Genomic DNA, 14,571 nt, shown 5'->3' with positions numbered 1-14,571 from the left:
TCCCGGCGCCGAGCGGCTAAGCTCGGGCCGCGTCTGCCCATGAAGTTCGTCCACGCCGCCGACCTCCACATCGACAGCCCCCTCCGCGGGCTCGACCGTTACCCGGGCGCGCCCGTCGAGCAGATCCGCGGGGCGACCCGCCGCGCGCTCGAGAACCTCGTGAACCTCTGCCTCGCCGAGGAGGTCGACCTCCTGCTCCTCGCGGGCGACATCTACGACGGCGACTGGAAGGACTACAGCACGGGCCTGTTCTTCGCCGCGCAGCTCTCCCGCCTGCGCGCCGCCCGGGTGGACGTCGTGCTCCTCTATGGCAACCACGACGCCGAGAGCAACATCACGCGTCACCTGGAGCTCCCGGAGAACGCCCGGCGGCTCGATCCCCGCCGGCCCGAGTCGATCGTCTTCGATCGGCTCGGGGTCGCCGTCCACGGACAGAGCTTCGCGACCAAGGCCGTCACCGACGATCTCGCCGCGGGTTATCCGGACGCGCGGGCAGGCCTCTTCAACATCGGCATGCTCCACACCTGCCTGGGCGGCCGCGAGGGCCACGACAACTACGCTCCTTGCAGCCTGAACACCCTCGTCGGGAAGCGATACGATTACTGGGCGCTCGGCCACGTGCACACCCGGGAGGTGCTCTCGCGCGATCCGTACATCGCGTTCCCCGGCAACCTCCAGGGCCGCCACGCCCGCGAGACAGGCGAGAAGGGCGCCCTCCTCGTCGCGGTGGACGAGGGCCGCATCACCTCGGTCGAGCACCGCCCCCTCGACGTCGTGCGCTGGTGCGCCTGCGAGGTCGATCTCTCCCCGGCCGCGAGCGCCGACGACATCGTGGATCTGACGCGGGAGGAGCTCGAGCGGCGCCTCGCCGAGGCGGACGGGCGCACGCTGGCCGCGCGGGTCTTCCTGTGCGGCGCGACGAAGGCGCACGCCGCGCTCCGCGCCGATTTCGAGCGCTGGACGGGGCAGATCCGCGCGATCGCCAACGACCTCGGCGGCGCGCTCTGGATCGAGCGCGTCCTCTCCCGGACGATCTCGCCGCTCCAGGTGGGCGCGCTGGACGAGCGGGACGACGCGATCGGCCAGCTCACGCGGTCGCTGCGCGCGCTGCGCGACGACGAGGCGGGCCTGTCCTCGCTGCTGCGCGAGTTCGCGAGCCTCAGGAACAAGCTGCCCGTCGAGGCGCGCGAGGGGGACGACACGATCCGCCTCGACGACCCGGCGTTCCTGCGCGAGGCGCTCGACGACGTGGAGCACACGCTGATCTCGCGGCTGCTCGGCGCGAGCGACGCGCCCTGAAGGCCGGCGCGGCCCCGCGGCGCGCCCGAGCTCCGACGCCGCAGCGTGACGGCGCGCCCGAGCTCCGACGCCGCGGCGTGACGGCGGCGCGCAGCGCTCCGACCGCCGCTTGACGGCGCGCGGATCTCCACCATGCACACCTCGCGATCCGGCGTGACGCGAGCATCACCTCGAACGTCCGGACGCCATCGAACGGGGGAATCATGGTCGACCAGGACGCTTTTCCGGAGCTGTTCCATCCGAGCAGCCGCGCCGAGCCTCACGCGATCTACGCGCGCATGCGCGCCGCGGGGCGCCTGCATCGCCTCATTCACCCCCGCCTCGACGTGCCCATCTGGGTGGCCGTGCGTCACGACGACTGCGTGGAGCTCCTCAAGGATCCGCGCCTGATCCGCGACTTCCACAAGCTCCCTGGCGAGGTGCGCCGGCGTTACTTCCCGCTCAGCGAGCGCACGACCTTCATGGATCGGCACATGCTCGACGCCGATCCGCCGGATCACACGCGGCTCAGGGGCCTCGTCCAGCGGGCCTTCTCGCCGCGGATGATGGAAGCGCTGCGCCCGCGCATCCAGGAGATCGCGGACGGGCTCATCGACGCCGTGATCGACCGGCGCCGGATGGAGCTCGTGGCAGACTTCGCGTTTCCGCTCCCCACCGCGGTGATCGCCGAGCTCCTCGGCCTCCCCGTCGAGGATCGCGACCGGTTCCGCCGGTGGACCAAGGTCCTCCTCGCGCCCGCGAACAATCGCGAGTTCGTGGAGCGCGGGCAGTCCGTGGTGGAGGAGTTCGGGGCGTACTTCCGGGCGCTCTTCGAGGTCCGCCGCAAGGCCCCGCGCGACGACCTGATCAGCGGCCTCGTGCTCGCCGAGGAGCAGGAGCACAAGCTGAGCCCGACCGAGCTCTCGAGCATGGTGTTCCTGCTGCTCGTCGCGGGCCACGAGACCACGGTGCACCTCATCGCGAGCGGCATGTTCCTCCTGCTCTCGCACCCCGAGGAGCGGCGCCGGCTGGCCGAGGACCCCGGGCTCGTCGGCTCCGCGGTGGAGGAGGCGCTGCGCTGCGAGGGGCCGGCAGAGCTCTCGACGATCCGCTGGGCGCTCGAGGACATCGAGCTGTTCGGCGCCCGCGTGCCGGCGGGAGAAGGGGTCGCGGCGGGGCTCCTGGCCGCAAACCGAGATCCGGAGCACTTTCCGGATCCGGACCGCTTCGACATCGGCCGCTCGCCGAACCGGCACATCGCCTTCGGGAGCGGGATCCACTTCTGCCTGGGCGCGATGCTCGCGCGGATCGAGGCGGCGATCGCCTTCTCGACGCTCCTGCGGAGGCTGCCGCGCATCGAGCTCGCCGTCTCGCCCCGCGACATCGTGTGGAGCGAATGGCCCATCATCCGCGGCCCGGCGGCGGTGCCTGTGGGATTCTGAGCGGGCGAGCGCTCAGCCCCCCGAGGGGGCCGTCCGGGCGTAGGCGCGCAGCACCTCGGCCACGCTCCACGCCTGGGCGACGCACCCGCGGGGCGTGAACGGCGGCTCGGCGTCGAAGATCTCGCTGATCGAGCCGGCGCACGCCTCGTCGAGGTGCGGCGCGAAGCCCTCGAGCAGGCGCCGAGCCCCGCCGAGATCGGTGGGATACACCTTCAGCCAGGCGTCGATGAACGGGCCCATGAGCCACCCCCACACGGTGCCCTGGTGATAGGCCATGTCCCGCGCGCGGAGGTCGCCGAAGTACTTCGGTTTGTAGTCCGGATGCCCCGGCGCGAGCGACCTGAGGCCCACGGGCGTCCAGAGCCGCTCCTTCGCCTGATCGACGATCCCCTTCCAGCGCGCGGGATCGAGGACGGGGTGAGGCAGAGAGATCGCGAGGAGCTGGTTTGGCCGGAAGGCGTCGTCGACGCCCTGCTCGCCGTCGATCACGTCATAGAGATAGCCGTGCTTCTCGGACCAGAAGCGCCGGTTGAAGGAGGCCTTGACCTGCTCGGCGGCCGCGCCGTAGCGCTTCGCCGCGCCGTCGCCGTCGGACTCGCGCGCCCAGCGCTCGATGAGGCGCAGGGCGTTGTACCAGAGCGCGTTGATCTCCACGGCCTTCCCCCGGCGTGGCGTGACCACGTAATCGCCGACCTTCGCGTCCATCCAGGTCAGCTGATATCCCTCTTCCCCCTGGCGGATCAGGCCGTCCTGCGGGTCGGCGCGGATCCCGAAGCGCGTCCCGCGGGTGTGGTGCTCGACGATGTCGATCAGCGTGGGGAGGATGAGCCGGAGCGTCTCGCGATCGCCGGTGGTCGCCAGGTAACGATCGAGCGCGTGGAAGAACCAGAGGGTGGCGTCGGCGGTGTGGTAGAGCCCGTCGTTCTTGCCCTCCGGGAACATGTTGGGGATGAGCCCGTCCTTCACGTAATGGGCGAACGTGCGCAGGATGTAGCCCGCCTCGGTGTGGCGCCCGGTGACGAGCGTCAGCCCCTCCAGGCTGATCATGGTGTCCCGGCCCCAGTCGGTGAACCAGTGGTAGCCCGCGATGACGGTGCGCACCTCGTCTCCGGCGGCCCGGGCGCGGGCGGCGTCCTCGACGCGGCCCGCGGGGCTGATGAGGAACTGATCGGCGCCGAGGACGAGCTCCGCCGCCGGGCCGGTGCGGACCTCGGGCGCCGCGGCGAGCAGGAGCCGTTTCCGGCGCTTGCGCTCCGCGCGCTCCACCTCGTCCGTGGAGAGGGCGTTGAGCGTCTCCCAGGCCTCCGTGGACGCGATCAGCGTCGCGCTGCCGGAGACCGGGAGCTCGAGGCTGAAGCGGCCAGGGCTGTAGAACTCGCCCACGGCGTCGTATCCGCGGCTCTGCTCGATCCGGTAGCGCACGTTGCGCAGCCGGGCGCTCTCGATCCTGAACTCGGCCCGAGCGCCCTGGACCTTCAGCCGGAGCGGCGGCAGGTCGCCGGGCGACGCGAGCTCGTAGCGATCCTCGACCACGGTGAGCGCATAGGGGCCCGCCACCGGCCGATCGAGCGCGCCCTCGTGCGGCCGGAAATTCACCCACGGCTGGAGCTCGATCCGCACCGGCCCCGTCCCCTCGACGAGCGTGTACGTGACATGGACCGTGTTCTGCGCGTGGGGCATGAGGAGGCGCCGCTCGATCGCCATCCCCGCGCCCTCGTAGCGCCAGACGGGGAGCCCGGCCTCGAGGCGGAACTCGGCGAGATCGATGACCTGCGCGGCGCCGTCGTCGAGCCAGGGCTCCTGACCGCCCACCTGGTACACCCTGTCCTCCGCGGTGAAGATCCGGGTGGAGAGATCGCTGAGCATCATGGTGCGGCCGAGGGGGGCCGGCAGCGCGGAGATCAGCAGTCCATGGAAGCGGCGGGTCACCGCGCCGGAGACGGTGCCCGACGCGTAACCGCCGAGGCCGTTCGTGACGAGCCATTCCCGCGTGAGCGGGTCCGAGCCGCGCTCGGCGTCCTCCTGCGAGGTGGGGGCGGCGCCCCGGGACCAGACCATCCTCCGGCAGATCTCGTCAGCGTACATTCTTCTTGGGCTCCTCCGGGCGCGGGTTGGCGCTCGTCTTCTCGGGCACCGGCGTCCCGACCACGGGGTGGAGGAGGATCGCCGCCTCGCCCGGGATATGGACGCCCTCTTCGGTGATGACAGGTGGGCTGCCTTGGCCCCCGTAGCGGGGGGACTCGCTGGACCACGACGTCTCCCAGCGGCGCCCCGGCGGCGGGGCGAAGAGCGGCTCCGGCAACGAGCCTCGGTGGATGTCCCGCCCGAGGTTGACGAGGAGCAGCCGGTCGTCGCCGTCGTCGCCGAAGTAGCGCAGGAGGAAGGCGTGGGCCGAGAGGACGGCCCCGTCGACGCCGCGCGGGCGCTGGGCCCGGATCACCGGATCGCGCCGGCGGAGCGCGATGAGGTCCTCGTGGAGGGCGTAGATGGCGGCGTTGCGCTCGCGCTCGGAGAAATCGAGCTTGCAGCGCTCGAACGTCCGCGGGTCGCTCGGATCGTCGAGCTGCTCGCGGACCTCGGGCGCCGCGCAGGACGGGAACTGCTCGAGGAACTCCGCCCTGCCCTTGCGCACGAGCGGGGCGAGCTCGGGGTTGTGGTCGGCGAAGAAGAGGAACGGCGCCGAGGACCCGAACTCCTGCCCCTGAAAGAGCATGGGTGTCCCCGGGGCGAGGAGCAGGGCCGCCGACATCGCCCGGAGCCTGCCCGGGCTCACGATGTGGCAGAGCCGCTCGCCTCGCGCGGTGTTGGCGACCTGATCGTGGTTCTCCAGGAAGAGGACGAAGCGGGCCGGATCCACGCCGAGCGCCGGCGTCCCTCGCCGCTGCTTCTGCCAGTGGTAGCGCTGCCCCTGGAAGAGGAACCCGTGCTTCAGGGCGGAGAGGAGCTCCTGGGGCGAGCCCTCGTGATCGCTGTAATAGGCCTCGTTATGGCCGGTGAGCGCCACCTTGGCGCTGTGGTGGAAATCGTCGTTCCAGATCGCGTCGAGCCCGTAGCCGCCCCGATCGGCGGCGCGGATCAGCCACTCTTCCTGGGACTCGTTCTCGGCCACGAGGAACGTCTCCTTGCCCTTCGCCGCCTCCCGCACGCGGCGCGTGATGGCGGCGAGGATGTGGTCCTTCGAGCCATCGTAGATGTTCTGCGTCGCGTCGAGGCGGAGCCCGTCGAGGTGGAACTCGTCGATCCAGTAGCCGGCGTTGGAGATGAAGTATTCCCTCACCGCCTCGGACCGCGGGCCGTCGAAGTTGATCGCCGCTCCCCAGTCCGTCTTGTGACGATCGGTGAAGTAGTCCGCGGAGAACTGGCCGAGGTAGTTGCCGTCCGGGCCGAGGTGGTTGTAGACGACATCGAGGATCACCGCGATCCCGGCGCGGTGCGCCGCGTCCACGAAGCGGCGGAGATCGTCCGGGCTTCCATAGAGGCGCGTCGGCGCGAAGAGGTTCACGCCGTCGTACCCCCAGTTGAAGCGGCCGGGGACCTCGGCGATGGGGAGCAGCTCGATCAGGGAGACGCCGATCCGCGCGAGCTCGGGCAGCTCGCGGGCCGCGGACTCCCACGTGCCCTCCCGGGTGAACGTCCCGATGTGCATCTCGTAGACGACTTGCCCCTTCAGCGGGGCGCCCCGGAATGCCGCGTCGCTCCATGAGAACGCGCCGGGATCGATCACCTCGGAGGGCCCGTGCGGCCCCTCCGGCTGCGACCGCGAGGCGGGATCGGGATAGAGCGCCTCGCCGTCGTCGAGCCGGAACCGGTAGCGGGTGCCGCTCGCGGCGGACGCGACGAGCCCCGCGAAGTAACCGCCCTCCTCGGGCCGCAGCGGGGCGGCCCCGCCGCTCCCCGGCCCGGCCTCCAGGACGACCTCGACCTTGCGCCGGCCCGGCGCCCAGACACGGAAGTGGACTCCTTTCCCGGTGAGCACCTCCGCGCCAATGGGCAACCGCCTCTCCGTCTTGAACTCCAGCATTGAAATGAATTCTAGGCTCAACACAGATGACGTCCAGCGCCTATATGCACATGACGACGCTACCGCTGTCACTGCTCAGCTGTCGAGCGCAACGTGCCTTACGGAGCTGCCTGAGAGCGATCAGGGGCAAACCGACATCGAGGTCAGCGCTGCCTGTGTGGCGAAATTGCGCGACGTGAGCTCGCCCTGACGCGCGCGCGCCGCTTGGGCTTCCTCCTTGCCCAGGGCGTGTGTTCGTGAACACGAAAGAGATAGAGCGAGACAGGAGTCGACCCGTCGAGATGGGGAGAGGCCATGGAGTGGGCTTGACGACCGTGCGATGGAAGGCGATGAAGCGCGCTCTCCGCGGCTACGGGTGGGCGATGACCACGAGGGTGCGCGCGCGCCGGAGCACGCAGCGCAGCGCTCGCTCCAGCGTCTCCGGGTCGAGCGCCGCGAAGCTCTCGTCGAGCACGACGACCTCGGCGCCCTGCAGCAGCGCGCGCGCGATGTAGAGCCGGCTCCGCTCGCCGTGCGAGAGCTGCCAGCCCGTCTCGCCCACCACCTGCTCCAGCCCTCCCGGCATCCGGCCGAGCAGCTCGCCGAGGCCGAGCTCGTGGCAGATCTCCTCGGCCTCCGCGAGGTCGTCGGGCCTCGGCGGCCAGCGCCTGCCCATCAGCAGGTTGTACGCGAACGTCCCGGCGAGGACGTGGTTCTCGTGGAACTGCGGCGCCGCGGCCACGCGGCGCCGCCACGCGGCGGCGCCCAGCATATGGCGGTCGAGCCCGTTCAGCAGCAGCAGCCCCGCGTCGGGCGCGCGCAGCCCGGAGAGCAGCGCGCTCAGCGTCGACTTTCCGCCGCCCGAGGGCCCCTCGAGCAGGATGCGGTCGCCCGCAGCGATCCGCACCGACACGTCGATGACCGCGGGGCGCGCCCGTCCCTTGTGCCGGAACGACAGCTCGTGCGCCTCCAGGACCGCCGCGCGGGCCTCGGCGTCCGCCGCGCCAGCCGGGCCGCCGGCGATTTCCTCCACGCCGGGCGCGCGAGCCGGCGATCGCCCCGCGTCGGGGGGCAGCGGAGGCGGCGGCGGTCCGCCGCGGGCGGCCGCCTGGAACAGCGTGGAGACCTGCTCCCACGCGATCGCCGCGCTGGCGAGGCTCGACAGGCCACCCGACAGGCCCTGGAGCGCGCGGCTCGCGAGCAGGACGCCCCCCAGCGCCACGGCGTACGCCCCGGCGGAGCCGGTGCCCGCGAGGAACGGCGGCAGGAGGCCGGCGATGCCCGCGATGAGCCAGCCGCGCGGCATCAGCGCGCCGATCTCGATCTGGCTGCGGTCGATGTCGCGCGACCGCAGCAGGTACTGGGCGAGCGCCTCGTCCTCGCCGTGGTGCCAGCGGCCGTGGCGCTCCTGGGCGAGGCGGGTCCGGTGGCCGACCAGGCGCTCGACGAGGTCGTGCGTCATCGCGAGCCGCGCGGCGGTCCAGCGCGCGCGCCGCCGGTAGAACCGCACGCAGAGCGCGACGACCAGGACCGCCCAGGCGGCGAGCAGCAGCGCGTGGATCGGGCCCGCCGCGCCCTGGGCGAGCACGGCCGCCGCCGCCGCGAGCTCGAACGCCGAAGCGACCGCCGCGACGCCGCCGCCCATCGCGAGCCCCTCGATCGCCTCGGACTCGATCACGCGGCCGAGGAAGCGGCCCGCGCCCTCGCCGCGCACCTCCTCGGCGTCGAGCGCGAGCGCGCCCGAGAGCAGGCGCTGCTTGACCAGCGCGCTAGAGTCGATCGCGACGAGGCCGGACAGCCACGCCATGAGCTGGCGCAGCGGCACGACCGTCGCGAGCAGCAGCGCGCCGGCGACGAGCCATCCCTCGTCGAGGTGGTCGTCGAGGATGCTGCGCCCCACGGTCATCCACACAAGGATCCAGAGCGTGTAGGCCGCCGCGTGGGCCGCGAGCAGGCCGAGGAGGCGGCGCGGGATCCGCGCGGCCGCGGCCTGCCGCGCGAGCGGCGCGCCCGGCGGCAGGCGCAGGCTCCAGATGCCGTCGACGATCACGGGCCCGAGGCGCTCGTCGAGCAGGGCCCGCCGTGCGCGCCCGCGACGCCGCGGCCGCACGGCTGCGCGCGCGAGGACGCGCTCGATCTCCGGGAGCACCTGCGCCTCGATCGGGCGGCAGATGCGGCCGGCGATCGCCTCGACAGGGACGCGCGCCGTGGAGCGGTCGGCGCGGAGCGCCGCGAGGTCGCGCCCCCTGCGCCCCACGACGGCGAGGAAGCGGGGCGTGCCGCCGTCGCGCAGCCACACGAGCGCGGGCGCGACGCGGAGGAGCGCCTCGCCGATCTCGTCGTAGCGCGCCGCGATCGGCTCCGCCTCGACGCCGAGGTACGCCGCGGCCTGATCGATCCACGCCCCGAGCGCGTCGGCGCTGCGGAGGTGCCCGGCGGTCGGGACGGGCGCCGCGGCCGCGCGCGGGCCGAGGCCGCTCTGCGTCGCGAGCGCCTCGAGCGCGTCGCCGAGGCGCTCCGCCGGCCACTCGAGGGCGCCGAGCGGATCGACCGCCTGGTCCGGCCGCGCTCCCCACCCGGGTTGCGGCCTGGCCCCCCACCCGGGTTGCGCCTCCGCCCCGTCCGGCCGGGCTTCCCACCCAGGTTGCGCCTCGGCGGTCACCTCCGCTCGCCCTCCGCCGGCGCTCCGGCGCCCTCCGCCGGCGCTCCGGCGCCCTCCCCCGGCGCTCCGGCGCCCTCCGCCGGCGCTCCGGCGCCCTCCCCCGGCGCTCCGGCGCCCTCCGCCGGCGCTACGGCGCCCTCCCCCGCCGCCTCGGCGATGCGCCCGCGCGCGACCCTCAGCCGGCGCCACCCGCCGCTCGACCAGAGCCCTCGCTGCACGGCCGCCTCGGCCTCGAGCAGCGCGCGGTAGCGCGAGCCGGGGCGCGCCGCGAGCTCGGCCGGCGTCCCGTCCTCGACGACGCGCCCGCCGTCCACGACGAGCACCCGCTCGAACGATCGCGTCTCGCCGACGTCGTGCGTGACGCACAGGAGCGTCGCGCGGCGGAAGCGCCGCCGCGCCCGGGCGAGCAGCGCCCGGCGGCGCTCTCGATCGAGGCCGCGGAACGGCTCGTCGAGGATCGCGAGCCGCGCCTCGCTCCGCAGCATCGCCCGGCCCAGGCGCAGCCGCTGCCCCTCGCCGCCGGAGACGAGCCCTCCGCCCTCGCCGAGCAGGGTCTTCTGCCCCTCCGGAAGCCGCTCCAGCACCTCGCGCAGCTCGGCCTCCTCGACGACGGCGCCGAAGTCGGCCGCGTCGTCGGGCGCGCCGTAGCGGAGGTTGTCGAGGAACGATCGGTTCCAGATCTGGACCGCCGGGTCGACCCACGCGGTCTCCTCGCGCAGCGCGCGCACCCGCTCGCCGTCGAGGGGGCGGCCGTCGACGAGCACCCTGCCCTCGCTCGCCCTGTGCCAGCCGAGCAGGACCCCGACGAGGCTCGACTTCCCCGCGCCCGAGGACCCCACGATCGCCACGTGGCTGCCCGCCGCGATCTTCAGATCCACCCCGTCGAGGATCACATGACCTGCCGCCTGGATGCGCACGCGCTCGAAGGTGATCGCGCAGCCCGCGCCGCCGGCGCCCCCTTGCGCGAGCGGCCCCGCCGCGGCGGGCGCGCGCAAGGGGGCGCCGGCGCGCGGCTCCTCGGGCGCGCCGAGCGGCTCGAGCAAGCGCAGCGCCGTGTTGCGGTGCCCCGGGTACTGGAGCAGCGTGCTCGCGAGCGCCTGCCCGATCGCGGGCAGCGCGAGCGCCCAGTAAAAGAGCAGGAGCGCCCGCGAGAGGGCGCCCCCGCGGGCGAGGAAATCGCCGAGGATCCACGCGGCGAGCGCGAAGCCGATCAGCGCTTGCGCCCCGTCGACGGCGAGGGCGGCGCGGAGGAGCGCGCGGCCGGCGAGCGCCCACTCCCCGAGCAGGCCCGCGTGCTCGCGCCGCACGGCCCGCTCCGCCGCGTGCGCCCGGATCGGCACGAGGCCGAGGAGCGCGTCGAGGTAGAAGCCCGTGAGCGCGCCGGCGTGGGTGCGGACGCGCAGGTCTCGCTCGACCAGGACGCGGTTCCCCGCGAACGGCAGCGCGAGCGCGAGCGCCGCGCCCGGCACGGCGAGGCGCGCGCTCGCGGGATCGATCCAGACGATCGCGGCCGTGGTGACCGCGAGATCGAGCGCCGAGCGCGCGATCTGGCCGCCGAACGCGGGCAGGCCGCGGAGCACGTGCAAGCAGTGGCCGCGCTGCGCCATGTCCGAGGCCGGGCGGCTGTGGAAGTAGCGATCGCCGATGCGCGGGATCTTCGCGAGGAACGCCATCCGCAGCCGGACCTCGAGGTGGCGCCCGAGCCGGATCATCCCCGTGGTCAGCGAGAGATCGAGGGCGAGCTCCACCGCGAGGAACGCCGCGAGGGCGACGATGGCGGCGAGGCGCTGCTCGAACAGCGCGAGATCGTTCGAGATCTGGAGCAGGCCCCGGAAGAGGAGGCTCTCCAGCACCACCGTCGCGACGCTGAGCAGGAGCGCTCCGGCGAGCACGGCGGGCGTCAGCAGGCCGTCCTCGCGGATCATCCGGAGGAGCGCGCGCCCAGGCGGGATCTCGCGCTCCGCGAGGGCGGCTGCGAGGTCGGGGGGGAGGTGCGCCTCGCCGCGCGCAGCCGCCTCGCCGCGAGCCCCCGCCTCGGTATTTGCCGGAGGCGCGGGGGTGCCGGCGCCCGGCGCGCCGTCGCGGCCTGCCGGCGCGTGGGCGAGGCTGAGCGGTCTCCGCCCGCGGATCCGCACGAGCACGGCGCCCCGCGTGAGGACCTGCTCCTCCCCGCGCAGGCCGACCGGCCCCGGGCGTGCCGTCCAGAAGCCGGGCGGGATCATCTCCTCCCGGGCGGCCCCGGCGTCTCGATCGAGCAGCGCGCCCAGCACGCGCGCGGCCTCGCGTCCGCGCCCGAGGCCGCCGGAGCGCACGAGCGACGTGACAAGGCGCGCGCCGGCGTCGAGCGCGGCGATCGCTCGCCAGTCCCGGTCCGACAGCGCCGCCTCGATCGGCCCCCTCCCTGCGCCGAGCCACGCGAGCCGGCGCCCGAGCGGCCGCGTGAACCCGTCGCTCGCGGCCCACGCGCGGAAGTCCGCCGCGGACAGGGGCAGCTCGTGCTGGTAGAGCTCGGCTTCGAGCTGCCGTCGCGTGACCCAGCGCCGCCCCGTGCCCGGGTCCATGATCTGCGCGAGGCCGCCGTGCCGGCGCCAGATCACGACGATGTGGAGCGGCCCGGTCGACTGCCGCACGATCGCCAGGGCGGGCAGCGCCTGGGCCTCGTCGAGGAGCACGTGCTCCGGCGGCAGGAGGATCTGCTGGGCCACGAGCCCGAGCTGCTCCGCGAGGTCCTCCAGGGTGTCGATGGAGGTGCCGTCGACGTCGGTCTGGCAGGCCTCGCGCAGGCGCCCGTAGCTCACGCCGACGCCGAAGCCCTCGAGCACGCACTTCAGCGTCGCTGGCCCGCAATCCATCGCCGAGGTCTGCACGACCTCCGGCGCGAGGAGCCTCCGCCTCGGGCTCGGCGGCCTACGGCGTGGATCGGCGCTCGCTGCGCGCTCCGGCGCGGGTCGTGGCGAAGAACGTCGATCGGCGCCCGCCGTCCCCTGGCTCACCCGTCCGCTCCGCCGCGGACCCTCACGATCTGCCCTGCTGCCCGCAGCACGAGCGACGCCGGCGAGACGCGCTCCATCTCGATGACGACGTTGCCGGGGAGCCCGTGCTGCATGGGGATCGGCGACGCGGGATCGGGGCGCACGCCGAGCTCCACGCGGATGCGGCCCTCCTGCGCCTCGCTGGCGACGCGCTCGACGGTGGTGGCCAGGGTGCCGTATTCGGTCCAGGGGAACGCGTCGAGGCGCAGGCGCCCCGCCTGCCCCGCGCGGATCCGCCCGACGGACGAGGGCGGGAACTCCGCGATCACCCTGAGCTCGCCGGGCGGGACGACGGCGGCCACGACGTCGCCTTCGCGCACGAAGGAGCCGGCCCGCAGCACTGTGATCTCGCCGACCCGCCCGGCGATCGGCGAGCGGATCTTGCGCCGCTCGATCTCGGCGAGCAGCCCCTCGATCGTCGCCTCCAGCACGAGCCGCTCCCCCTCGAGCGAGGCCGCCTCGCGGTCGAGCCGCGCGAGCTCGGCCTGCTGCTCGCTCTGCCCGGTGCGCCGCTCGACGTCGGCCCGCGCGGCGGCGCGATCGAGCGCCTCGGTCGCCGAGCGCCTCGACAGCGCCTCGGCCGCGAGCCGCGCCGCCTCGGCCTCGGACACGAGCCCGTCCTGCCGGAGGCGCACGGCCCGCGCCGCCTCGATCTCCTGGAAGCGCGCGCCCGCCTCCGCCTCCTTGAGCCGCGCCTTCGCCTCGTCGATGCGCGCGCGCGCCGCCTCCGCCCCGTCGCGCAGCGCCTGCGAGCGCGCCGCGATCTCGGCCCGGAGCGGCCCCATTTGCCCCGCGATGGCCGAGAGCCGGGCCCGCTTGTCGTCGATGTCGCGGCGGAGCGGCTCCACGTCGAGCTCGACGAGGACGTCGCCCTCGGCGACCTCGGCTCCGAGGAGGTCGAGGCGGACCGCGGCGACCCTCCCACCGAGGGGCGCCTCGACGCGGTGTGCCGCCTGCCCCACCTCGAGGCGCGCGCTCACGCTCGCCTCGTACTGCCCGACGCGCGCGAGGAAGAACCACGCGAGCCAGCCCCCGAGCAGAAGCGCGCCGATCGCGGCGCCCGCGATCGAGCCGCGATGGCCGTCGGTCGCGATCACGTGGATCGAGCGTGAGAACCCGGCGGGCATGAAGGGTCGCGACAAGGTACACGAGCGAAGGATGCGCAGGAAGTCGCACCCATCGCCCGGGTAAAGGCGTTGAGCCTGGCAAAACTTCACGTGCAGCGCAGACCGATCGAATGAATGCTCTCCTCCGCGGCTCCGCCGCAAAGCAGTCATTCCATCTGGAGGTCCCCCATGGCTGATATCGATCGTGATCACGAGCAGAACGAGCAATCGGAGCAGGAGGAGCAGACGGAGACGGTGCCGTTCTTCGCTCGCTACCTGGAAGATCAGAAGCGAATCCGGACCGGCGTCAAAGCCGGCGGCATCTACCAGACCCTCAAGTACCCCTCGGACCGGGACGAGGACGTCACCCTGAAGTACCCCTCCGACGGCGACGAAGAGCTGGCCCTGAAGTGAACCGCGAACGCCGCGCGGCGGGTGACCACCCGCGGCCGAGCGGAACCCACCGAAATCGCCCGCAACATCGCGTACCTTCCGCAACGACGCAGCGACGCAACGACGTCGTGACAACGCGTAACCAAGCTCAACACGATTCAACACAATCAAGCGCCCGTGATTGAAAGATGGCCGCAACAGCGGAATCGCAGCGATCACGGGATCGCGGAATCACGACATCGAGCCGCCGCAATTGTGCTGAAAAGCGCCGAAATCGTCCCCGGGCTCTTGCACCCCCGCCCGGTTGCTCGCTACGGTAGCTCTCTTGTCCTCGGCGGCTCCGTCGCCGCGGCAACGCAACCATCTGGAGGTATCCCATGGCCGATATCGACAACCGTGAGCCCGAGCAGCAGGAGCAGAAGGACGACGCCGAGGCGGTGCCGTTCTTCGCTCGCTTCCTGGAGGATCAGAAGCGCGTTCGTACCGGCGTCAAGGCCGGCAGGCCGCCCTTCCAGACGTTGAAGTACCCGTCGGACCAGGAGGACGGCGGGGGCGGCGGGAAGGACCCGATCTTCACCACGCTGAAGTACCCGTCGGACGGCGACGAGGCCTGAGCATCGCATGGACCGCCCGCGCCCGTGCAAGAGAGGCACCCTGA

The 14,571-nt window shown here is 73.3% G+C and carries 9 protein-coding genes; 4 read left to right on the top strand and 5 right to left on the bottom strand.

The features are described from left to right. Positions 1-39 precede the first annotated feature (39 nt). Positions 40-1,299: a metallophosphoesterase family protein gene (locus tag WMF19_RS39695; protein WP_437895101.1), complete on the top strand. Its 1,260-nt coding sequence runs from the start codon at positions 40-42 to the stop codon at positions 1,297-1,299. 203 nt (positions 1,300-1,502) lie between these two features. Beyond that, a complete protein-coding gene (locus WMF19_RS39690; RefSeq protein ID WP_437895100.1) occupies positions 1,503-2,720 on the top strand; it encodes a cytochrome P450 family protein in 1,218 nt (405 codons plus the stop codon). Positions 2,721-2,732: 12 nt separating this feature from the next. Here WMF19_RS39690 and WMF19_RS39685 read toward each other — a convergent pair whose 3' ends face one another. The 5 genes from WMF19_RS39685 to WMF19_RS39665 form a co-directional block, all read right to left on the bottom strand. After that, positions 2,733-4,805, bottom strand: a complete 2,073-nt coding sequence (locus tag WMF19_RS39685; protein WP_437895099.1) for an amylo-alpha-1,6-glucosidase — start codon at positions 4,803-4,805, stop codon at positions 2,733-2,735. Next, on the bottom strand, positions 4,795-6,741 hold the full coding sequence (gene treZ / locus WMF19_RS39680; RefSeq protein ID WP_437895098.1) for a malto-oligosyltrehalose trehalohydrolase: 1,947 nt from the start codon (positions 6,739-6,741) through the stop codon (positions 4,795-4,797). Before treZ ends, WMF19_RS39685 begins: the two co-directional genes overlap by 11 nt. Before the next feature lie 349 nt (positions 6,742-7,090). After that, positions 7,091-9,382, bottom strand: a complete 2,292-nt coding sequence (locus tag WMF19_RS39675) for an ATP-binding cassette domain-containing protein (RefSeq protein WP_437895097.1) — start codon at positions 9,380-9,382, stop codon at positions 7,091-7,093. After that, the gene (locus WMF19_RS39670) at positions 9,379-12,375 is read right to left on the bottom strand and encodes an ATP-binding cassette domain-containing protein (protein WP_437895096.1); all 2,997 of its coding nucleotides are present in this window, start codon (positions 12,373-12,375) and stop codon (positions 9,379-9,381) included. Before WMF19_RS39670 ends, WMF19_RS39675 begins: the two co-directional genes overlap by 4 nt. Continuing rightward, a complete protein-coding gene (locus WMF19_RS39665; protein WP_437895094.1) occupies positions 12,372-13,541 on the bottom strand; it encodes an HlyD family secretion protein in 1,170 nt (389 codons plus the stop codon). The genes WMF19_RS39670 and WMF19_RS39665 overlap by 4 nt, the downstream gene beginning before the upstream one ends. Positions 13,542-13,709: 168 nt before the next feature. On the opposite strand from WMF19_RS39665, the gene WMF19_RS39660 reads away from it, so the two are divergent. After that, the gene (locus WMF19_RS39660; protein WP_437895092.1) at positions 13,710-13,934 is read left to right on the top strand and encodes a microviridin/marinostatin family tricyclic proteinase inhibitor; all 225 of its coding nucleotides are present in this window, start codon (positions 13,710-13,712) and stop codon (positions 13,932-13,934) included. 356 nt (positions 13,935-14,290) lie between these two features. Then, positions 14,291-14,527 carry a microviridin/marinostatin family tricyclic proteinase inhibitor gene (locus WMF19_RS39655; RefSeq protein WP_272103913.1) on the top strand — a complete coding sequence of 79 codons (237 nt, stop codon included), beginning with the start codon at positions 14,291-14,293 and terminating at the stop codon, positions 14,525-14,527. The last annotated feature ends 44 nt before the right edge of the window (positions 14,528-14,571 follow it).

It is taken from the genome of Sorangium sp. So ce124, from assembly GCF_051525235.1.
Classification (GTDB): Bacteria; Myxococcota_A; Polyangia; order Polyangiales; family Polyangiaceae; genus Sorangium; species Sorangium atrum.
The sequence above is the reverse complement of the archived record's forward strand: the minus strand, read 5'-3'. Positions and strand labels throughout refer to the sequence as shown.